This window comes from Paenibacillus sp. USHLN196 (assembly GCF_037144955.1).
GTDB lineage: Bacteria > Bacillota > Bacilli > Paenibacillales > Paenibacillaceae > Paenibacillus > Paenibacillus xylanexedens_C.
This window is the reverse complement of the sequence record NZ_JBBCYH010000001.1, coordinates 81,206-102,313: the sequence shown is the minus strand read 5'-3', so window position 1 is coordinate 102,313 and position 21,108 is coordinate 81,206. Positions and strand designations below refer to the sequence as shown.

Here is a 21,108-nt window from a genome sequence, read left to right as displayed (position 1 = left end):
CTCCATCCTGCACGTCTATAGGCAGGTCTTATCCGTAAAAGCACTTGCGGAAGTCTGGTACCAGGCTTCAGCACCGTTGCACTCCTACTTCACTCCGGTTATTTTTACCTTTTGCTCATCTCGTTGACTTCTTCCGTAATCTCATCTCCACCTGTGCGTTTCCATGTGTCGACAAACGTATCAAATTCGTCTACCGGAGCTTGGCCCATAATGATCTTGAGGATCGTTTCTTCCTCGAGTTTCTGCAGGTTCGCCCACTTCAGCTTCATGGTCTCTGTTGTTCCATAGAAGCCTGCAGGAGTCACTTCCAGATTGGGGTTATTTGCTTCACGTTGTCCTTCAATCCGTGAGAGGTATTCGCCGTAAGTGTTTACGTCTATGGCATTTCCTTTCTCCTTGAATTCCTGATAAGCCTTGAAAGAAACGACCCGGTCTTCCTGAACTTTGGAAGCATCTCCGGTCTCGTCAGCTTTCATTAAATCTTCGTAATAGCGCTTCAACACATCGTCATAATCGACTTGCATCGGGATTTGTGTTGGATCGTTGTTCCAACGGCTCGCATCGGTCAACATCTCATCGGGATGTTCCTTCTTGTAATTGATCGCATCCTCAGTTAAGGCGTAGAGGAAATCCGTTGTGAGGTTAACTGATTTCATGATCGCTTCAGGGTGGGCAAAGTTCTTGCTCACCACGACGATCCCTCCCCCTACAGGATCCTGCCGAATCGTTTTGAACTTGCCATTCTCATCCAGTGGTGCCGATACTGCAACCCAGACTGCATCCGGATCTTGTTTGATGGAATCTTTGTAGTTGGTATAGCCGATCCACCATGGATTAAAAACCATTCCCGCCTGGCCGTTAATAACGAGTGCCTCTTTCTCTTCACTCGACCGGACAGCAAATTGTTTATCAATCAAACCTTCCTTATACATGGCACTGACTTCCGCCAGCGCTTGCTTCATTTCCGGCTGAACTGATCCGTATACCACTTGACCATCTTTCTCGATCCAGTTCATCGGAAAGGCACCATGCGCAGCAAATATCGGAGTGAAGTTCATTGCATTGGAATCCATCACCATGCCCACCGTCTTGCCTGTACCCGATACGTCCTGTTCCACAAATGTTCTGGCGAGATTCCACACATCCTCCACAGATTCCGGCACCTTGGCGCCCACCTTATCTACCCAATCTTTCCGAACCCACAGCAATTGGTGCTGATTCCCAATGTTTGTCATGGGAAGACCCATGATTTTGCCGTCCACCTTAACCTGATTCAGCAGCAAATCCCCATAGGATCCGTAGATATTCTTCACACCTTCGGACGCTGTCTTCTCGTAAACCTCTGTCATGTCGGCGATCAGATCATTATCAACCAGCTGGTTAAAAATTTCGCGGCTGACCAGCATCACATCGGGCAGGTCTCCCGTCGTCATGGATAAGGACAGCTTCTGATCCATGTCGTCCGTTTCCCAAGCCACCTTGGCCTTGACATTCACCCGATCTTCGACATAACGTGTAGCCAAATTGTCCTCAATGGTGTCGCCGGGAGGCAAGTTATTGACATGATTCGTATTTCGACCAATTGTGAATTCTACAGGTGTCTCATATTTACCATAAGGTTCGTAGTCCTGCTCCGATATCTGAGGCTGTGCGTTATCACTGGTCCCCCCGCTGCAGCCGCTGAATACAACCAGCACCATACAGGCCATCAGTAGTGAAACGATGTTACCACGTTTGTTCATCCTGTCATCCCCTTCATTGCATTTACTTGAATAACCAAATTGTATGCGTTTTCAATTTTGGCGTATATGCAATTTTTTTCGGATATGTATCACTTTTTTCATGACCTCCACTTTCCTGCCGCCAGCGTTCATTACTTGTACGGAGAACAAAATAAGCGGCTGCCGCAGCAACCGCCTTCATTTCTAGCGTTTTGTTTTGATCCTGTCTGTTGTTTAGTTGTTATGCTGAAGAAGTCGGGATCACCATAGACACTTCTGTTCCGTGCCCCGGCTCACTTCGAATGGCGAGTCCATGATCCTGTCCATAATACAGTTTGATTCGATCATTCACGTTCCTCACGCCGCATCCCCCATTTTCACTGGTTAGCAACCGCACGATCTGTTCAGGCATCATGCCTGCCCCGTTATCCGTTACAGCTAATTTTATACCTTCGTTCACCCGATTGATCGTAATCTGAATGCAGTAATCCGTCGCATCCGGCTTAACAAAACCGTGTTTAATAGCATTTTCTACAATAGGCTGTAAAACAAAATGAATCACTTCAGCTTGCAGCAACTCTTCATCAATATCGTAATTCACGTCAAACAGACCATCATTCATAATGAGCTGCAAATCCAGATATGCCTTAATATGCTGGGTTTCAGCTTCAATCGTGGTCATATGTCTCCCCTGGTTCAATGTCGTTCTGTAGAAACGGGCTAATGCCGATACCATATAAACTGTTTCAATATCTGCCTTCTTCTCGGCTCTCCACCGGATAAATGAAAGTGTATTATACAGAAAGTGAGGATTAATCTGGCTGATCAGCCTGTTATATTCACTTTCCTTCTTGGCGATCTCGGCGTGATATACCTGTGAGATCAGGCTGTTGATTCTTCTGAGCATTTTACCGATGCCGTTCGTCAGTTCACCAAATTCGTCCCGGGATGAACTCTGAATGATCACTTCCAGATTGTTCCGTTCAACCTTGTCAACCTTGTACTTCAGACGAAGAATCCGGCGCGTAAAATTGTTGGAGATAATATAGATGAACAGAAAAGTAACGATCAAACTGAGGAAAATGACAAACAGCGTAATTTGAAAAATGCCCATCGCATTCGCGTACGCATTGGTATTCAGCAGGCTATAATGGATCGTCCAGCCATTGCTGGAGAGTGATCGGTTTAGGCTCAGGTCGCTGGGCTCTCTTTTCTCCAATTCGGTCGCAGCATTCTGCTTTCTGTTCTCCTGAAAAATGACATGCTGATCCGAGTCTTCGATATGAACAGACACATGCTCAGATAGATTATCCAGATCTCCAAAGATGCTGTCATGCTGAATGGAAATCACCATAAAGTTGCTGTCTTTCGGGTTGCTGATCAGTTCCTGAACCAGATATAGCTTCTCTCCATCCACAACCCAGCGCCTGCCTCGGAAACCGTCATACCACGCTTGGCTCCTGAACTCCCCGATTGGTAATATATTATTGCGAATTCCGAGCAGCTCTCCGGAAGTATAGAAGCTAATCCCTTCAATATTATCGTCCATCATTTTGATATTTGAGATCAATGGCTCCATAATGTCACGAAAATCCAGGTACATATTATAATAATTATCATCGTAATCTTTGGTAAAGATTTGCGAGAATTCACGATTAAGTACCATAAACTCACTCAGCGTATTGTACCGATTGATTTTGTAATCCATAATGTTGGTCACCTGCTCCAGGCTTGCATCAGCTTCGCTTCGCAGCTCTTTCATCTGAATACGGTAGGACTGGATGAAGGAGAGCAATCCAAGCAGTAGAATCGGAATAAGTGCAATGACCAGATGAGAAAGCAACAACTTGTTACGGAATCGGATATCATTGAATCTGCTCTTGATCCACCCGATCATGAAGCACCCCGCACTCTCTGAACTGTATCGGACTTACACCGAACTTGTTTTTGAATACCTTGGCAAAGTAGGAATGGTTGTCAATGCCGACAGCCACCGCAATGTCATTGATTTTCATATTCGAGTGAACCAGCAAATGACTTGCACGGCTCAGCCGGTAATCCGTCAAATATTTCGAGAAGTTCTCCCCGGTTTCTTTTTTAAACAAAATGCTTAAGTATCCTGGTGACAGGTACACATCGTGTGCTGCTTCAGACAATGAAATATCTTTCTGATGATTATCCTTCACGTAGTCCTTAACCTGCCGAATAACCTTCATTTCCATGGATTCAGGTTCAGATTGCCCACCGTACGGGCTCAGTTTTGTGATATCCACCATGACCTGCAGAAACTCTTCCTTCACCAGTGGTTTAAGCAAATAATTCACAACGCCCAGTCGAATGGCACTGCGGGCATATTCAAACTCATCGTATCCGCTGCAAATGACAATATCCAGGTTCTGCTGTGTTTTGCGTGCTTGCTTGCTAAGTTCCAATCCGTCCATGAGTGGCATTTTGACGTCAGTGATCAGGATATCAATTGCATTTTGAACCAGAATGCGTTCTGCGGTTTTTCCGTTCTCCGCTTCCATGATGTGAAAAGGAAAGCCATAGTGAGCAATCAAGTTCTTAATTCCTTCTCTTTGAACAGACTCATCATCAACAACCAGAACATTAAACATCATGACATCTCCTTTGCGAGTGAAAGTGAGAAGATATAGAGAATGGGAAAAACATGTTATTAATATGCCAGTTACAACGTAGTATATCATAGAATTAAGAAAGGGCTTTCATTTATAATCAGCATTTCAAAACCATTGTTTTCAAACCAAAAAAGCCGCCAGTTAAGCGACTTATTCAGCGTGACGATGCATGTGTTTCGACATCTGACATTATGTTTGTATGCGCAATTTGTCTCTTTTGTTTAAGAAACGATGATTTCTTTTTCCATAACAAAATCGTCCATCACAAATCCATTGCCAATATCAGCAACTTGTTCTCGAACCGTCTGAAATCCTTTTTTCTCATACACAGCAATACTTGATTCGTTATGACGATTTACAGTCAACCAGATCAGGTTCATGCTTTGTTCTATACATAATTGCTCCAGAAAAGCGAGCGCTTGGCTGGCGTAGCCCTGTCCCCTGTGTTCCTTTCCAATATAAAATTTACTCAGGAACAGCTTACCCTCCTCTTGTTTAACAGACATATATCCGACAGGAGAGTCATCACGTTGGATGAAATAATATTCATATCCCTGTTGATGAATCTGTTCAGTAATGGCTGATTCGGATTGGTATTTTTGGACCATGTAATCAATTTGCTCAAGAGTAATGATGGACACATAATATTCTTGCCAAATTACTGAGGCCAATCGGGACAGTTCTGCGATCTCTTCTGATGTGCTAACTAGCGGAAATAAAAGATTCATGGGCTATTGCCTACCTCCTAGATTTCTCTCTCGTATTGATTCAGGCTCCCTACATATTATCAAATATTCCGATCGAATGTTAGTTAACAACATAAGGATGCTTGTTTTCTCCTACTCACCCTGCCTATGGAAAAGAGCAGCCAGCACAGCATTAGCTGTATCAACTGCTCCCATTTCACCTTTACTTAGCCTCAAGCCAGATTGATTTTACGGATGACTTCCAACGGCACTTTCGGCTGACGGTCTTCAGTCAACAGGCCGTTAATCTCTTGCTGCACATCTGTGACCTGTGTATAACAATAGCCTGAAATATAAGGAATGGCTTTAATCGCTCCAGTGATGGAACGGAAACGTTCAATAAATGCTTCAACAGAGTCCACCTGATTGCCATAGCCCCAACCTTTATCCGATTGAAAAGCAATTCCGCCAAATTCACTAATGATAATGGGTTGCCCCTTATATCGGTAACCTTCAGCAAAAGCAAACTTCCATCGATTGGAGGCAATGTTGTTGTTAACGATCATGTCCTTATCCTGATAACGTTCCGAAAAAGCTTCTCCTGACTCCACATAATCATGGATTGTCAAAATATCCGATACCGTATGCTCCCATCCGTCGTTGGTAATAACCGGACGATAGGGATCGAAGGCCTTGGTCAGATGATAGATGGATTGTGTAAACTGCTGCTGCCTCACCTCGTGGCCAATTGTCGGTATTCCCCATGATTCATTAAACGGAACCCAGGTGATTATACTTGGATGATTGTATTGCTGTGGTACAATCTCCAGCCATTCTTTGGTGAAACGGGTAACAGCCTCATCATTGAACTCGAAGGTCGAAGCCATTTCCGACCAGACCAGCATGCCTTTTACATCACACCAATATAAAAAGCGAGGGTCTTCAAGTTTCATATGTTTACGGATTCCGTTATATCCCATCTCGGCAATTTTATCGATATCCTCAATCAGTGCTTCCACTGAAGGCGGGGTCAAATGGCTCTCCGTCCAATAGCCTTGATCCAGAATCAGTCTTTGGTACAATGGAGCATTGTTCAGCAGAATCTGCCCATTTTCAATCGATATTTTCCGCATGCCAAAATAGGAATGTACCCGGTCAATTTCCTTCTCATTTTCGTACATCACAAACTCAATATCGTACAGGTTCGGTGAGTCCGGGGACCACAATAGCTGTTTCCATGGTCCGCCCGCTTCATGTTTAACACTGGCCTCCACGGTCATCCAGGATCTGTCTGGAGACAGGCTGATGGTTTGCACATGCTGACCCTTAAGCTCGATTCTTGTCTCCAAACGCAAGTTGTTCCTGCCTTCAATTCCATTCAATTGAAAGTCCAAACGAATCATATGACGATCGATATCCGGTGTCATCTTGACCATTTCAATCCTGGCTTCACTCACATGCTCCAGCCAGACACTTTTCCATATCCCGGTGCTTTGCACGTAAAAGCATTCAAAATTTTCATCCACCCAGCGCTGCTTTCCCCGAGGTTGCATTGCACTCTGACTGTCTTCTACTTCAAGAACGATATTGTTCTCCGAGCCGTAAGTGATGTAAGGTGTAATGTCGAAAGAAAATGCCGCATATCCCCCCTCATGCTCACCTACAACCGTTCCGTTCACCCAGCATTTGGCGCGATAATCCACTCCTTGAAAATGCAGAATCGTTCTCTTGCCTTTAGCCTCCTGAGGAATGACCACTTGTTTGCGGTACCAAACCAGCGGATGAAACGTCTCGATCCCGATTCCGCTCGCCTTAGTTTCATAGGTAAAGGGGACCTTGATTTTGAGTCCTTCCGGAAATTGAGCTTGATCATACCATTGCCCGCTCTCACCCACCTGATTGTCATCAAAACTAAAGTCCCATTCTCCATTTAAATCCAGCCAGTCCTTACGTACAAATTGTGGTCTTGGATAATCTTTATTGTAAAATTTAGTCGTCATATCGTTTCTCCATCTCCTTAAGCTACATTAGGCTCACTGGCCTGACATAGCTGCATTGTTTTTTATGAAATTCAGACTTGCTCCCTTTATCCCTTGATTCCGGACATGCTGATTCCCTTGACAATCTGCTTTTCGAAAATGATAAACAGAATAATAATAGGCACTGAAGCCACTGCATTGATAACCATGGGTTTTACATAATCCTCAGAATATTGACCCATCAGCGTAGGAATACCCATTGGCAGTGTAAATAAATTATCATCGGTTATGGACAGGAACGGCCACAGGAAATTGTTCCAGGATCCGATAAACGTCAGAATGGCCATGGAAGCCATTGCCGGACGGGTGAGCGGTAACATAATGCTGGTGAATATCCTCCAGAAGCCGCCACCGTCAATCTGTACACTCTCCAACAGATCATTGGGAACACCGTCAAAAAAGCTTTTGAGTACGATGACAGCTACAGGCGAAGCAAGAGCCGGAATGATGAGTCCGCTGTATGAGTTGAGTAAATGCAAATCCTTGGCTACCTGATAAAGTGGAATAATGGTGGCTTCCCCCGGAATCAACAGCCCTCCAAGGATGAAAAAGAAAACAATGGTACGATAGCGAAACGGTACCTTGGATAGTGCAAACCCCGCCATTGCTGCAAAAATGACAGTGAGCACCGTTACAATCACTGCCACGAACAAGCTGTTGGCAATCCATTGAGACAATTTGGTCGTCGTTAGAATCTCTTCGTACACAGCCAAGGAGTATGGAGGTTTAAACCAGTCCAGGACTGTGATGATCTTCATGCCTTCTTCCTTGATCGAGACAACAAGCATCCACACCAGCGGAGCCGCAAACATTACAGCCATCAATGCAGAACCTGTACGAAACAGCCACTTCATCAGTTATCCGCTCCCTTCCGGTTGTTAACCCAGTATTGCAGCACCGATAACACCAGTAGAATGATGAATAAAATATAGGACATCGTTGCGGCATAACCGAGATTGTTATTCTTGAAACCGGTCTGATAGATCAGCTGGATAATCGGACGTGTCTGATCCAGGGGGCCTCCGCCCGTAATCACATAGATCTGCATGAAGACCTTGTATGAAGCGATAATTTGCAGCATCGTAATCGTTTTGGTGAGTGGGGACAGATATGGAAGGGTAATTTTCCAAAATATTTGCGAATCACTCGCTCCATCCAACCGTGCCGCCTCATAGATCTCATCCGGTATATCCTGTAGCGCCGACAGATACAGAATAAAGTTAAAACCGACCGTCCACCACAGGGTAACAACCGTAATGACGATCCAGGCCAGGCTTGTTTCGGTCAGCCAGAAAATTTCGGCGTTTTGGGGCAACAGGCCAATGAGGTGCAGTACGGAATTGACGAACCCCGTATAAGGCTGAAATACGAACAACCCCAGATAAGCTGCGACAGCAACCGAGAGTACACTTGGGATAAAAAAGATAATCCGGTAAAACTTTTGCAAAACCGATTTTCGATTCGCAATCAGAGCCAGCACAATGGCGAGTATAATCATGGTCGGAGTACTTAGAAAAACAAAGAAGGTCGAGTGCCATATCGCTTCCCAGACTTCCCTGTCCTGAAGTACCTTGCGGAAGTTATCCAGGCCGACAAAATCCATTTTTCTAATTAGAGTCCATTTGTAAAAGGTCATTTCAATGCCTTTGATCATCGGCCAGATCGTAAACAACACATAGACAATCAGGAATGGAAGCAGAAATACAAGTGCCTGCATCTCCGCCCTCATTTTTTTGAACTTCATACCCGTCTCCCCTTTGATTGACACGCAAGCCCGCGATAATACTTCCTCATGCGCAAGCTTGCGTGACCCGTCTTCTATTCACTCAGTATTTTCTGAATGCCTGTCTCCATGTTGTTCATGGCATCAGCCGGTGTCATTTTGTTGACCCATACTTCATTCAAAAATTTAAAGGCGACTTCTTCACGGATTTGGGCAGTTTTGGTTGATTGTTTGCTGAATTTAACGACACTTGCCACTTCGGAATAATCGCTGCGGTAAGGCATATCCTTAAATTCCTGTTTTTCCAAAACGGATGGTTTGGAAGGAATATGGCCAGCTTTTGCCCATACCTGGCCATTATCTGCAACCCAATCGGCAAAAATCATGGCCGCTTTACTTTTTGCTTCGTCTTCATCCTGAGTCAAAGGCAGAATAATCGTGTGGGAGTCTCCCCATGTTGCTTCCTGATCGTAAAATTTGGGTATTGGCATGGCACCAAACTCAAAATCTTTGGTGGATTCCCATGTTCCTGTTGTCCAGACACCCGTCATGGTAATTGCGGCAGTTCCACTTTGGAAATTTTTATAGAAATCCGGATCATTTTTCTTGATGTATCCTTCGGTATACAACTTCTGGATGTAATCGGCTGCTTGAATCCCTTTTTCTTTATCAATGGCCGCGGATTTCAGATCGTCCGATATTACATCATTGCCACCCAATTGCGTATACAATGACCACCAAAGACGGAAAGGATCATCATTGTTATTGGACAGTGCAAACGGAGTAACCTTGGCTGGCAGCTTCTCTTTTAACGTTTGAAGGAAACTTACAAATCCGTCAGCAGATTGTTCCAGTTTGGGTTTTCCATCTTCACCGAGCAGACCTGCTTCTTTAAGTAACTTTTTGTTGTAGAACATGATAAAAGCATGTGTATCAATAGGCACTGCATAATGCTGACCTTCCACTGTAACCGCATCCAGAAGATTCTGGTTGTAAGAATCCCAGTTCACATCTGCATCTGTAGCAGGTGTGTCGAGCTCAGTTACAACGCCCTGATCGATCAGATCCGGCAGCCTGGAGGAATGGGATATGCCAATATCCGGTCCGTTGCCGTTTCCAACTGCGGTGACAAGTTTGGTATAATACTCGCCCCAGGCAAGCTTGGTATTTTTCACTTCAATGTTCGGATGGGTTTTGTTGAATTCGTCAACCAATGTCTGCATGTTCGCACCGTCGCCACCATCGAATAGCGTCCAGAAAGACAATGTCACTTTTCCATCACCGGAGTCCCCTTCTCCAGTACCGTTTCCGCTTCCACTACATGCGCTTAGAACCATCGATAGTGAGAAAAGTAATGTGAGTGCCAATAGACCCATTCTTCTTTTCATGCGAATATCCCCTTTGTTCTTGTTTTATAGATACAAACGATATTATTGATTTATTACATAATATTTGTATCTATACAGGGATTATATCGGCGTTCTTTTTCTATGTCAACGCTTTCAAATGATATTTATGTAATTGTCAATCGAAAAAGAAGCTTTAGTTACGGATATCCTGTAACTAAAGCTTCTTTTCACAATTTTTCCTGATCTATTCATAGTTCACTGTCATTCTAATATTCTGATCATAATCTCCAAATTGTCGCCCAAAGAGGTTGACCCCCCCTTGGTAAACCGCATCCGGTTTAATGCCCACACGCACCCTCAACTTGTGGGTGTTCTCCAGATTAAGTTGATTCAACGTTACAGGAGAGATCTTTTCCATATCCAGAGTGGTCTTTTCCCCGTCCACTCGCCATGTCTTCAACAATCCATACTGAGTAGACCATTCGTGCCACCAAGCTGGGTTCAACTTCCCTCTTCGATCTCCAAAATCTCCTGGACACGTCCAGGTACCAATATCGAGGCCATTAATCCAAACGGAGATATCCGAAGGCCAGTTGTGGTCGTAATTGGGCGCTTCGGAGCAGATTTCCATGGACAGTTCAAGCGATTCAATCCGAGCCCCAGTCGGGATCTCAAGTGGCATCAAATACTCTACATAACCCTTGCGGAACCACATAATTTGGGCTCCAATATGTTTGGGGTGAAAAAAGCTGGCAGGCTCGTCTTCTTTTATAATCATCCCATCGGCACTTGCCATGCCGCAAGTAGGAGATACTTCGCAATCACTATAATGACCAATAGGCATATCTACCTCATAAACCTGTATCCCCCCTTTGGGTAGGGCTTTCTCCGTATTTAACGCAATGTGAATGTCATCATAATTGCGGCTGCATACCTTCATAGCTCCGCGAGAGGCGGGCAGCAGTTCTGTATTAATTAACCGTGCTGCCTCCAGTACCTTGATGTTGCTTGCTACGGTAGACACGGGAAGTTTGAGGGCTTCAGCGATTTCTACAATATTCAGATTCTTCGAAGTCAGAAGGCGGAGAATATCAACTCGGGAGCGTGTGGATAAGGCATGAGTCACTGTCACAAGCTTGTCCGGATCATCAAAACTAAGCTCAAGCATTACAATTGCCACCTCATTTTATGAGTATATTACAATAATTTTACTGGTATGCCCCAAAAGAGTCAATATTACTGTATTAAACTATTTATTTTGTATTAAATAGAGTTGTTGTGCCAGCCCGCAAATGATATAAATCTCGCAATATCCAGTTGAATCTTTCAAGAGATTTACATGTTTCACGGATGGCTTGTACTTCAGTGCGCGCAGTCGGAACACACAGATGAGCGACTTCGTTCACGTTCCGCTTTTACAACTACGCGGAGGAGCAATTTCATAATGACAAAACCCCGCCAAGGTCCGCGAGGGCCTGGCAGGGTTCTGATCGTATTATATAAACATCTAATTCACAGGTTTAATATCAAAAAAGTCCAGTTCTCCATAACCTTCTTCGTTGGTTTGCTGTAACAGTCGCTTTGCTTCCATTAGACGAAGATTGATAATGTACTGCTTCGGTGAGACGCCCACGGTTTCCGTAAATTTCTTTCGCAGATTGCTTGCGGACAGAAAGTGTCGAGACGCTAACTCACTGACCGTAATCGGAGTATAGTATGCCGAATGAATCTCTTTCAGCACTTCCTGAATTATGCCTTGACCGGTTGGATCGTTAACAGCATGAGGAACTTCGAGCGAGCAATTCCGCTGGAATAGTAGTAGTGTAGTCTCCATCGCTAGATGTATCAAATGATTGGAGTCAACGCTCTGCTTGTTGCCGGACCGCCACTCCTTCTCCAATTCGGATATACTGATCTCTGCCCAGCGAAAACTGTCATTATTGAGATGAGCAAGCCGAATACGCTTCCTTTGTTGATGCTGCCCGTGAAGAGATATCGACTATGCACCGGTAGATGGTCATGATAATAATGCACGGAAATGCCCTGCCATGGCTCGGTACACACAAAACCATGATAAAGGCCTGGTGGGATCATAATAAGGTCTCCCGCAACGACTTTGACATTCTGCTCTGGTGAACTGTAATACCCTTCTCCATCCAGTATAAGTGTCAGTTCATCATAAGCATGTGAATGAGATTTGAATAAACCTTCGCCCTGCTCCAGATGAAACCAGTTCGGTTTAAACCGCTCGATACTCACGATAAATGGGGTACCGTTATTTTCCATGTCTCGCATCCCTATCACCCGCATTCATCGTATACCTTACCTGCATAATAATGTTCTGTTCATGATCCCCGAACTCCTTGCCAAACAGGTTGATGCCCCCTTGATGCTTGGCATCCGGATGAATTCCAATGCGCAATCTTAACTTGGGTTTATCCCCGAGGTCAAGGTCTGACAAGGACACATCCGAAATTTTCTCCTTGTCCAGCATGGTCTTGTTGTCGTCCACACGCCATTTTTTGAGAATGCCATATTGTGTAGAACCATCAGACCACCATGCCGGATTCAGTTTACCACGGCGGTCGCCCAAATCTCCGGGACTTGTCCACATCCCGATCTCAATGCCATTAACCCAAACGGAAATATCCGAGGGCCAGTCATTGTTATAGGTTGCTACTTCAGAACAGATTTCCATCGACAATTCCAAATCTTCAATCGTTGCGCCTTGTGGAATATCCATCGGAAGCAAATATTCCAGGTATCCCTTTGCAAGCCAGATAATCTGAGCATCAATATGCTTGGGGTGATAAAAGCTGGCCGGATCGTCTTCCTTCAGAATCATATCCTCCTTGCTTGCCATACCACATGTTGGTCCAACCTCACAGTCACTGTAATGCCCTATCGGCATCTGAACTTCGTAGATACTTTTATCACGTTTGGGAAACGATGTAATCCGATCCAACGCGATGTGAATGTCATCATAATTGCGACTACATACTTTCATGGCCCCGCGGGAAGCCGGTAACATTTCTGTACTTATTAAATGTGCAGCTTCAAGCACTTTGATATGATTCGCCACTGTGGATATGGGAAGGTTCAGTGCTTCCGCAATTTCAATAATGTTTAATTTGTTGGCATGTAATAGCTGGAGAATGTCAATTCGGGAACGAATCGACAGGGCATGAGTGACACTTACCAGTTTTTCCGGGTCATTAAAGCTAAGTTCGAGCACGGTTCGGTTCTCCTTTGGACGATAGAAATTAAAGACAATTCTACTGAATAATCGGCACAAACACAATTAAACCGTCTATCAGCCCACCTCCCTCCTAACGCATAAAAATCTTTAAATTATATCTAATTGGTTATAAGAATCCGTGCGCCCCTTTGTTATACTCCAGTATAGAAAGCGTTCACATTTTGAATTCAGGAGGTGTGTTTCTCTCTATTTTGAAATGTATTTTTTAAAAGCCATTAAAAAATAAAGGAGTTGCAATATGAAAAAATGGAGAATTTTGTTTTTAAGTGCAGCCTTATGCTTTCTGATGCCGGCCAATATTTATGCCTACAATAATCCATTTAATTTATCAAACTCTTGGCAGTGGTCGAATAGCGATTTTTATGGTGAGGGTGACCCGTATATCTTGAAGTTCAACGGGACCTACTACCTGTATGTCAGCACAGTAGATGACTCGATAGGTGTGAAAGTATGGTCATCCCCTAATCTGGTTGACTGGACATATCGCGGTTTATGTTCGACGGAGGCAGTGACCAAGGCGGCGTATGCCCCCGAGGTTGTATATTGGAACGGCCAATTCTATATGTATACCTCCCCGGGAGGCGGTGGTCACTACGTACTTTCCAGTCCCAGCCCCACTGGCCCATTCACGCTTCAAACAGGCAACTTGGGTATGGGCATTGACGGCAATGTCTTCATCGACGATGACGGGAAATGGTACTTTTACTCCACAGGGGCAAATACAATTGCTGCGCGTCCGATGACAAGTCCAACCTCATTCGGTCCCCCTCTCGCAACCGGATTATCCATGGCTGGATGGACTGAAGGATCAACCACATTCAAACGAGACGGGAAATACTACATGACTTACACTGGAAACCACGTTTGGAGCACTGCTTACCGTGTCGATTATGCAACGGGTAGCAGTCCAACGGTTGGATTCAAACCGGCGGGGAACTTGAATCCAATCCTTATTAATACCGAAGGCTCTAATGTCGGACTTGGTCACAATTCAATCATCAAAGGGCCTGACCTTGATTCAGATTATATCGTTTATCATAGTCATGCTTCTGATGGGAATATAACCTACCCTGGACGTAAGATGAATATGGATCGGATCGTTTGGAATGGAGACAAACTTCTCGTGCAGGGCCCCACAACCGCATCTCAACCAAATCCGGAATTGCCGGATTTTGAGGATCGCTTTAACAGAACATCGATCGGCAGTCGTTGGATAAATGTTGGTGGCGGCACATGGGGGATTTATAACCAAGAGCTCATGTGGCAAGATACCATAGGTTCAGCATCAACTTACCGTCAGATCACAGCAGACAATAGCGCCAGTGATTATACGGCCGAGTTTAACCTAAAACAGATGAAACAAGGTTCCACTGAAAACCCGTTATATGGTGCTGTCTTCTCCTATACCAATGAGAACTCTTATGGCATGGCGGTACTGAATCGCAATAAAAATCGTTTGGAGACGAATTACGTTGTAGACGGCGCGAGCCAAGGCTGGCAATATGCATCACTTCCAGCAGGTTACGACTACTCCAAGTGGCATCAGATCCGTGTAGAGAAGGCTGATTCATCCTTCACTGTTTATGTGGACGGAATGAAGAAGCAGACTCGAACAATTAATGGACTCAATGGCGGTAAGATCGGTTACACAACTACGGATGCACACGCTGATTTTGGCTATACGGCATTCAGTAATAAAGCGAACGGTAGCAGTGCCTGGAACACGTATAAACCTTTGCCCGGCAAGATTGAGGCCGTTCATTATATGGATGGAAGTGAAGGAATTGCTTATCATGATCTTACACCAGCTAATATTGGAGGTGCCTATCGAAAGGACGCAGTTGATATTCGCATCTCCGCAGCTGAAGGCAAGAATGTTGTTGGCTGGAATCAGACTGGCGAATGGCTTAAATACCGCGTCAATGTAGCCGAGACCGGGTACTATGATTTGAATGTTCGACTAGCCACGACATTTAACGATGCAAGCTTCCGGGTATGGGACGGGGCAACCGATCTGACAGGCATCGTAAGTTCACCTAATTCAGGTGATTGGGAGAAATGGACAACGGCCAGTATGCAGGGATTGTATTTGACTGCTGGAAATCATGAATTACGGTTTGAGTTTGTGAAAGGAGAATTTGATTTCAGCGATATGACATTTACGCGCGGTGAGGCAGTGGCAGGCATAGCGGATGATTTTAATGATGGCGATGATCATGGCTGGACCCGATTCGAGGGAAACTGGTCAGTTATTGGCGGTGAGCTCGATTCTGCAGGCAACGGCGTTTTCGGAAAAACCACTATAGGCAAAGAGTCTTGGGCTGACTATACGGTTGAGTCGAACATTAAACTTATTGATACTAGTGGGGATGCTGGAATAATGGTTCGGGTCAACAACCCTTCCAATGGTAAAGTACTTGCGAACAATCCGGATTATGTACAAGCATACTATGCATTCATCAAGCCAGATGGTGTCTACCTGGGCAAACTGAACTACGGCTACGAAACACTCGCTTCAGTCCCCCTTTCAATTGCCTCAGGTATCTGGCAGCATATGAAGGTAGTTACATCTGGCACGACAATTACAGTGTACGTTGGTGATATGAGCACACCAAAGATTACGTACAAGGACAATAGCATGAATCCGTTCACACATGGCAAAGTCGGCCTGCGAACCATGAACAATCACACGCGGTTCGACAATTTCCGTATAACACCATAATTAGGGGTAAAAAGAAGTGATCCGGCAGTAGTTATATCGGATCACTTCTTTTTATTTTCTTGTTGTTATGATGATGGAACCCATTCCATTGGGACAAAGAGCTTTTTTGGGGTTCGTATGTCGTGATGTATCTGATCCAATAGCAAGGTAACAGCCTGTATACCAATCATCTTTTCGTCCTGCTGAACATAGGCAATACCATCGATCTCGGGATCATCGAACGTGACGATTGCTATGCATTTTGCTCTCTCCTTGCCAATAGTACGGATTAACGAATAATAAGCTAAACGGGCTAGTTCAACGTCAACAGCCACCAATGCTGTAAATTGACCATAATATTGACTTATCCAATTGTCCAACATCTGCTCTCTACGCTGAGTCGATTCATTAAAAATTTCATAAGGCACCGTGAGACGAATGATATCCTTCTGTGATATACGAGCTTTCTCCACCGCTTTTTCAAAACCTGCAATTCGTTCGATCACGACGCTGTGCTCCTTGGGTGGGGTAACTAAAGCAAACTGTCGAAACTCTTGCTTAACCAAATTAGTTACCGCTTTATGCGCCCCCTCTATATTATCCGAGCAGACGCTTACGTTTGGTTTGTCCGTAAAATAACGGTCAATTAATACATAAGGACACCCTAGTTCTGAAGCTCTGTCAACCGTTTGTCGTTCATGTTCACCCCCAATAGAAAACAGCACCAATCCTACAACTCTCAACTCATAAAGCTCTTCAATAGCCAGGAGTTCTTTCACTGAACTGCCTCTCGAAACACGAATAACCAGCGTATATCCGTTTTCGTTGACAGCGTTCTCAATTGCATCGAGCAGACGCTGCTCCACTTTGGTGCGCATTGACGGGATGATTATTCCTATCATTTCTTTTGCTTTTGGAGGTAACGGGATGTGATGAACCTCAAGGCTCTCGTCTGTTTTTTGGTAAGTCTCAACTGGTATGCGTAGTTTGAACGAGGCTTGGCCAGCAACGAACGTTCCTTTTCCTTTTATGCGAACGACCACACCCTCTTCCGCTAGCCCCGCCATAGCATTTTTGGTCGTTATTAAGCTGACGTGGAATTGTTCGGCCAGCTCTTTTTCCGAAGGAATTCGGTCTCCTGAACGCAGATTTCCGAGTGTAATTTGATGTTTTATTGCATGTTGAATTTGCTTGTATAATGGTATGTTTTTCATGACAATCACCACTTTTACTATACTATGTGTTCTACTTCTGGGACAACTAGTTTCGCCAAGTGAAAGCTGCTGATTATACCTACCTGTGGATTCTGTTGATAATGATTTCTATGCATTCCGCCTGATTAGAAAAACCTACGATTCAAGCTCTTTGATTACTTTGGCAGGTACACCTCCAATAACACAATTATCAGGGACATCTTTGGATGCGAGGAAAATAATGTCGGGTTTTTGAGCAAGAAGAATTACTCCATTCGTTGAACGTGATCAAGGTGGGAGAAGAGTTTTAATGAAGAGGACTTAAGTTGGTTAGATCTGATTACTTGTTTGCGGATTACGAATATTTCTATTGCAGATTTGCGCAAGATCGTTGAGGTTACTCAAGAAGGAGATTGGATAGAGCTTTTAAGAAAATCAGCCAAAGAAAAAGAAGGGGCATTTCGCTCCTTCTACTCTCCAGATCAGACACATTACTCCAGCAGGAAATCCTTCTTAGTTGAAGTTATTCTTGAGATTTGCTTTGATAAACTGATATCAATAGATGCTGAAATAGACATGCAATATCCCTTATCTTTACACACACTTCAACCTGATCTCCTGCACATTAATCTATAGAATATATTTCCCTGAGTGCAGATCTTCTATTTCTTGAGAAAGTCTTTTAGTATGTGGCTTCATATATGTTTGAGCTTTTTGCAGAATATCTGTATGCCCACCCAGATCATATAATACTGTAGTAGATAAAACTTGTACAATATAAAGGCTCGTTTGAGTTGCCATCCATTCGAAAAAAATGAAAAACTTCTCAATTTGTTCTGTGTCATCATTTTCCCGAAGCAATCCTTCAACATAAATAGCCACTTCATCACCAAAAAACACATGTCCTAGAAACTCTTGATTTAAATCTAAATGTTCTATATAACAATCTTGGAATTCAGGGAAAAGTCTTAAGAATTGCTTGATTAAAATGTCACTGTCCATTCTCCAACCTCCATACTTACCCATAATTACTGTTCTTTTCTTTTAAAAAACATCTTGCCAACAATAAGTCCCATACCAGATGAACATATCAGATATCCAAAGAACAAGAAAAGTAAATAAACACCATGAAGATCTTCAGGAATCTGCTTTAATCCTTCAAACCAAGCAGAACGAAAAGGATACAGGAGTACTACCCAAATGATCAGCAAGAAAAGAAGAAAGTTAATTATTTTTAGCACAATAACGATCCTTTCAAGTCCGAGTAGCAACGGTCGGGAGATATACACTGCATCTTTCAATTCGTATACCTTAACGCTGCACGTACAATTATTAAAAGTTGATATGTTGAATCTATAAATAATTTCAAATTATAATAGGAAACATTAGGGTCATTTCTTATTCTCCAGTGAGTATAACAAATAAAGGGAATATAAGCACACAAAATTAATCATGAAAAACGCCATCCTAAAGGAAAAAACTCGCTGCTAACTAACGTTAAAGTTAAGTGAAAAATTCGTGTCTTGCTTTAAGTTCGTGACGATGATTTCTACAGCAAAATAAGCCCTTTCTTTTTATCAGAACGGGCTTCTTGTGACGTTTCTCAATAGCACTTTATGCTTACTTACTAGACACCTTAAGCGTTCTCAGGCAAAGTTGGGCTCTGCTTTTTCTTCTTTCTTGGCTGTCCTTTCCAGGATAGGTACGTCCAAATCCGTAGGACATACTCGACCGGCCCATTTTTAAATTTCTTGAGATATAGTGGGCTGAGCCACAATTGAATTCCGTAAACAGCAACTGCAATAATTGCTCCGATGAATACGCCAGCACGACCAAACAGTCCCAGGCCATATCCATAAAAGATTGTCGTACAGATGACGCTCTGCATCAGGTAATTGGTCAGCGAAAGACGGCCGACCGCCTCGAACCTGCTCATCAGGCTAGAATGGCGGCTTCCAGCGTACAACAGCGCAAATGCATATATGTATCCGAGTGCAAGCAGCGTTCCCCCAAGCGTCCCGCCAATTCCGATTCCGGGCCATCCTCCCGCACCTAATTTGGGTGCCAATTCACTATATGCTTTGAGAAGCAAACCAATTGGAATCAAAAACGAGGCACGACGAAGATACGTATGTCTCATGGCCTGGGGATCGTTAAACGTACCCATTCTGGCGGCATGCATGCCTAGCAGGAACATCGATATCGTCATAAGTGGGGCCAAGATTAGGGCTATTAGGGCGTATGATACCTCCAATTCCCCACCAAATGGATCGCCGTTATTGCTGAAATCCCTGATCTCCGCATAGGTGCCACTACCGTATACATCCTGACTTTGAATGATATAGTTATTCATATGAGTGGACTCAATAGATAGCGGGTCCATCGGATTGGATGCCGGGAGACCAAGTAGCCCTGCTCCGACAAGTAGCAGTACCGCCCATATGAGCAGCGTCTTGGGTTTCCGATTCAGGAACATCAGCAGGAAGAAACCGAGTACGCCGTAAAACGACAGGATGTCCCCTTCCCAAAGATAGATTATATGCAGCATTCCGATACCAAACAATAATAGAAAACGTCGAGCCAGATGACACTTTGGTCGCAAATCTCTTGATTTAAGACTTTCTGACAGTTTAATCATTCCGAAGCCAAACATAAATCCAAAGATCGGCATAAAACTACCCACCACAGTGATTAGCAGGAACGAGAGGAAAGCTTGGTCTGCACCGCCGATCCCGAACAGTTGGGGTTTACTCTGGCCGAACATTCCATATTGAAAAGCCAGCATATTCGCCATCACGATGCCGGCCAGACTGAATCCGCGCAGTCCATCAATTAATTGGACGCGCTTTGTTGATGTGCTCAATCCATCACCTCTGTCTATAACATAAAGATCAGTTCTACATAGTAAAAAAGTCGCTAATTTAGCGACTCTTAATCGGAACCCTTAAAGGGTGACAATGATAGGACCATTTTTAGTAAGGATAATCGTATGTTCGATTTGAGCTACATAGCTATTTTTAGTAGCAAAGGTCCAGCCGTCTCCTTTTTGGTACACTTCTTCTTCTGAAGTTGAGATAAACGGCTCGAATGCGATAACCATACCTTCTTTTAACAATTCATCATCCGATGGATCGTTATAATTATAGATGTGATCAGGCGCTTCGTGTATCGCACGTCCAACACCGTGTCCTGTAAGGTTTTTAATAACCGTTAATTCATGCTGTCTTGCTGTTTGGAATACGGCTTTTCCGATTCCGCTTTTTTTGGAACCCGGTTTTGCTTTTTTGAGACCTGCTTCAAATGCTTGTTTCACAACGTCACATATTTTCGTTAACACTTCTTCGCCTTCGCCTACGACAAACGAGATTCCGGTATCTGCAAAATAACTGTTTTTGGAGCCAGACACATCAATATTCACGATATCGCCTTCTTGAATAACCCGCTCGCCCGGAATACCATGTGCCACTTCATCATTAACACTAATACAAGTATAGCCTGGAAAATCATACTCACTTTTTGGAGCAGAAATGGCACCTGCTTTCTCAAAAAGCGCTCCGGCTAGATCATCAAGTTCTTTAGTTGTGATACCTGGAACTGTTTTTTGTACCAATTCATCTCGAATAGAGCCGACGATTTTACCAATTTCCTTCAAACCATTAAAGTCTTCTTCTGTTCTTGCGATCATTTTTTCTACCTCACTATCTTTTATCATCCATTGATTACATAAGTGTTATCTTTTCGCATAACTCAAGCAATGTAAAATAGTATACGTTGATTGAACATTAGATAATCATATCC

Annotated in this window: 17 protein-coding genes; 1 reads left to right on the top strand and 16 read right to left on the bottom strand. The window is 43.8% G+C overall.

Features of this window, described 5'->3' with window-relative positions:
- Window positions 1-104: 104 nt before the first annotated feature.
- The 12 genes from WFI24_RS00440 to WFI24_RS00385 form a co-directional block, all read right to left on the bottom strand.
- Window positions 105-1,742, bottom strand: coding sequence for an extracellular solute-binding protein (locus WFI24_RS00440; RefSeq protein ID WP_336757926.1), 1,638 nt, complete (start codon window positions 1,740-1,742; stop codon window positions 105-107).
- Window positions 1,743-1,962: 220 nt separating this feature from the next.
- Entirely contained in the window at window positions 1,963-3,618 is a 1,656-nt protein-coding gene (locus WFI24_RS00435; RefSeq protein WP_336757925.1) for a sensor histidine kinase, read from the bottom strand.
- The gene (locus WFI24_RS00430) at window positions 3,587-4,342 is read right to left on the bottom strand and encodes a response regulator transcription factor (protein ID WP_336757923.1); all 756 of its coding nucleotides are present in this window, start codon (window positions 4,340-4,342) and stop codon (window positions 3,587-3,589) included. Before WFI24_RS00430 ends, WFI24_RS00435 begins: the two co-directional genes overlap by 32 nt.
- A gap of 239 nt (window positions 4,343-4,581) precedes the next feature.
- The gene (locus WFI24_RS00425; RefSeq protein WP_336757922.1) at window positions 4,582-5,088 is read right to left on the bottom strand and encodes a GNAT family N-acetyltransferase; all 507 of its coding nucleotides are present in this window, start codon (window positions 5,086-5,088) and stop codon (window positions 4,582-4,584) included.
- A 191-nt stretch (window positions 5,089-5,279) separates the two neighbouring features.
- On the bottom strand, window positions 5,280-7,046 hold the full coding sequence (locus WFI24_RS00420; protein ID WP_336757921.1) for a glycoside hydrolase family 2 protein: 1,767 nt from the start codon (window positions 7,044-7,046) through the stop codon (window positions 5,280-5,282).
- Window positions 7,047-7,132: 86 nt separating this feature from the next.
- Window positions 7,133-7,939, bottom strand: coding sequence for a carbohydrate ABC transporter permease (locus tag WFI24_RS00415; RefSeq protein WP_336757919.1), 807 nt, complete (start codon window positions 7,937-7,939; stop codon window positions 7,133-7,135).
- Window positions 7,939-8,829: a carbohydrate ABC transporter permease gene (locus WFI24_RS00410; protein WP_336757918.1), complete on the bottom strand. Its 891-nt coding sequence runs from the start codon at window positions 8,827-8,829 to the stop codon at window positions 7,939-7,941. Before WFI24_RS00410 ends, WFI24_RS00415 begins: the two co-directional genes overlap by 1 nt.
- A gap of 74 nt (window positions 8,830-8,903) precedes the next feature.
- Window positions 8,904-10,196, bottom strand: a complete 1,293-nt coding sequence (locus WFI24_RS00405; protein ID WP_336757917.1) for an ABC transporter substrate-binding protein — start codon at window positions 10,194-10,196, stop codon at window positions 8,904-8,906.
- A gap of 205 nt (window positions 10,197-10,401) precedes the next feature.
- Window positions 10,402-11,325 carry an ArsR/SmtB family transcription factor gene (locus WFI24_RS00400; RefSeq protein WP_336757916.1) on the bottom strand — a complete coding sequence of 308 codons (924 nt, stop codon included), beginning with the start codon at window positions 11,323-11,325 and terminating at the stop codon, window positions 10,402-10,404.
- 339 nt (window positions 11,326-11,664) lie between these two features.
- A complete protein-coding gene (locus WFI24_RS00395) occupies window positions 11,665-11,991 on the bottom strand; it encodes an AraC family transcriptional regulator (protein ID WP_336757914.1) in 327 nt (108 codons plus the stop codon).
- An 11-nt stretch (window positions 11,992-12,002) separates the two neighbouring features.
- The gene (locus WFI24_RS00390; RefSeq protein ID WP_336757912.1) at window positions 12,003-12,443 is read right to left on the bottom strand and encodes a cupin domain-containing protein; all 441 of its coding nucleotides are present in this window, start codon (window positions 12,441-12,443) and stop codon (window positions 12,003-12,005) included.
- Entirely contained in the window at window positions 12,433-13,392 is a 960-nt protein-coding gene (locus tag WFI24_RS00385; RefSeq protein ID WP_336757910.1) for an ArsR/SmtB family transcription factor, read from the bottom strand. Before WFI24_RS00385 ends, WFI24_RS00390 begins: the two co-directional genes overlap by 11 nt.
- Window positions 13,393-13,654: 262 nt before the next feature.
- Here WFI24_RS00385 and WFI24_RS00380 point away from each other — a divergent pair, with 262 nt between their 5' ends.
- Window positions 13,655-16,138 (top strand): family 43 glycosylhydrolase, encoded by a 2,484-nt coding sequence (locus WFI24_RS00380; RefSeq protein ID WP_336757908.1) that lies wholly within the window; start codon window positions 13,655-13,657, stop codon window positions 16,136-16,138.
- A 65-nt stretch (window positions 16,139-16,203) separates the two neighbouring features.
- Here WFI24_RS00380 and WFI24_RS00375 read toward each other — a convergent pair whose 3' ends face one another.
- The 4 genes from WFI24_RS00375 to map form a co-directional block, all read right to left on the bottom strand.
- Window positions 16,204-17,331, bottom strand: a complete 1,128-nt coding sequence (locus WFI24_RS00375; protein ID WP_336757907.1) for a GntR family transcriptional regulator — start codon at window positions 17,329-17,331, stop codon at window positions 16,204-16,206.
- A gap of 609 nt (window positions 17,332-17,940) precedes the next feature.
- A complete protein-coding gene (locus WFI24_RS00370) occupies window positions 17,941-18,312 on the bottom strand; it encodes a DUF7674 family protein (RefSeq protein ID WP_336757905.1) in 372 nt (123 codons plus the stop codon).
- Window positions 18,313-18,946: 634 nt separating this feature from the next.
- Entirely contained in the window at window positions 18,947-20,173 is a 1,227-nt protein-coding gene (locus WFI24_RS00365) for a DUF418 domain-containing protein (protein WP_336757904.1), read from the bottom strand.
- Between the two features lie 81 nt (window positions 20,174-20,254).
- Window positions 20,255-20,995 carry a type I methionyl aminopeptidase gene (map, locus tag WFI24_RS00360; protein ID WP_336757902.1) on the bottom strand — a complete coding sequence of 247 codons (741 nt, stop codon included), beginning with the start codon at window positions 20,993-20,995 and terminating at the stop codon, window positions 20,255-20,257.
- Window positions 20,996-21,108: the final 113 nt, after the last annotated feature.

Excerpts from the sequence above, each read along its gene's own strand:
- WFI24_RS00440 (WP_336757926.1), bottom strand. The coding sequence starts at position 1,742 with ATGAACAAACGTGGTAACATCGTTTCACTACTGATGGCCTGTATGGTG.
- WFI24_RS00435 (WP_336757925.1), bottom strand. The coding sequence starts at position 3,618 with ATGATCGGGTGGATCAAGAGCAGATTCAATGATATCCGATTCCGTAAC.
- WFI24_RS00430 (WP_336757923.1), bottom strand. The coding sequence starts at position 4,342 with ATGATGTTTAATGTTCTGGTTGTTGATGATGAGTCTGTTCAAAGAGAA.
- WFI24_RS00425 (WP_336757922.1), bottom strand. The coding sequence starts at position 5,088 with ATGAATCTTTTATTTCCGCTAGTTAGCACATCAGAAGAGATCGCAGAA.
- WFI24_RS00420 (WP_336757921.1), bottom strand. The coding sequence starts at position 7,046 with ATGACGACTAAATTTTACAATAAAGATTATCCAAGACCACAATTTGTA.
- WFI24_RS00415 (WP_336757919.1), bottom strand. The coding sequence starts at position 7,939 with ATGAAGTGGCTGTTTCGTACAGGTTCTGCATTGATGGCTGTAATGTTT.
- WFI24_RS00410 (WP_336757918.1), bottom strand. The coding sequence starts at position 8,829 with ATGAAGTTCAAAAAAATGAGGGCGGAGATGCAGGCACTTGTATTTCTG.
- WFI24_RS00405 (WP_336757917.1), bottom strand. The coding sequence starts at position 10,196 with ATGAAAAGAAGAATGGGTCTATTGGCACTCACATTACTTTTCTCACTA.
- WFI24_RS00400 (WP_336757916.1), bottom strand. The coding sequence starts at position 11,325 with ATGCTTGAGCTTAGTTTTGATGATCCGGACAAGCTTGTGACAGTGACT.
- WFI24_RS00395 (WP_336757914.1), bottom strand. The coding sequence starts at position 11,991 with ATGGAGACTACACTACTACTATTCCAGCGGAATTGCTCGCTCGAAGTT.
- WFI24_RS00390 (WP_336757912.1), bottom strand. The coding sequence starts at position 12,443 with ATGGAAAATAACGGTACCCCATTTATCGTGAGTATCGAGCGGTTTAAA.
- WFI24_RS00380 (WP_336757908.1), top strand. The coding sequence starts at position 13,655 with ATGAAAAAATGGAGAATTTTGTTTTTAAGTGCAGCCTTATGCTTTCTG.
- WFI24_RS00375 (WP_336757907.1), bottom strand. The coding sequence starts at position 17,331 with ATGAAAAACATACCATTATACAAGCAAATTCAACATGCAATAAAACAT.
- WFI24_RS00370 (WP_336757905.1), bottom strand. The coding sequence starts at position 18,312 with ATGGACAGTGACATTTTAATCAAGCAATTCTTAAGACTTTTCCCTGAA.
- map (WP_336757902.1), bottom strand. The coding sequence starts at position 20,995 with ATGATCGCAAGAACAGAAGAAGACTTTAATGGTTTGAAGGAAATTGGT.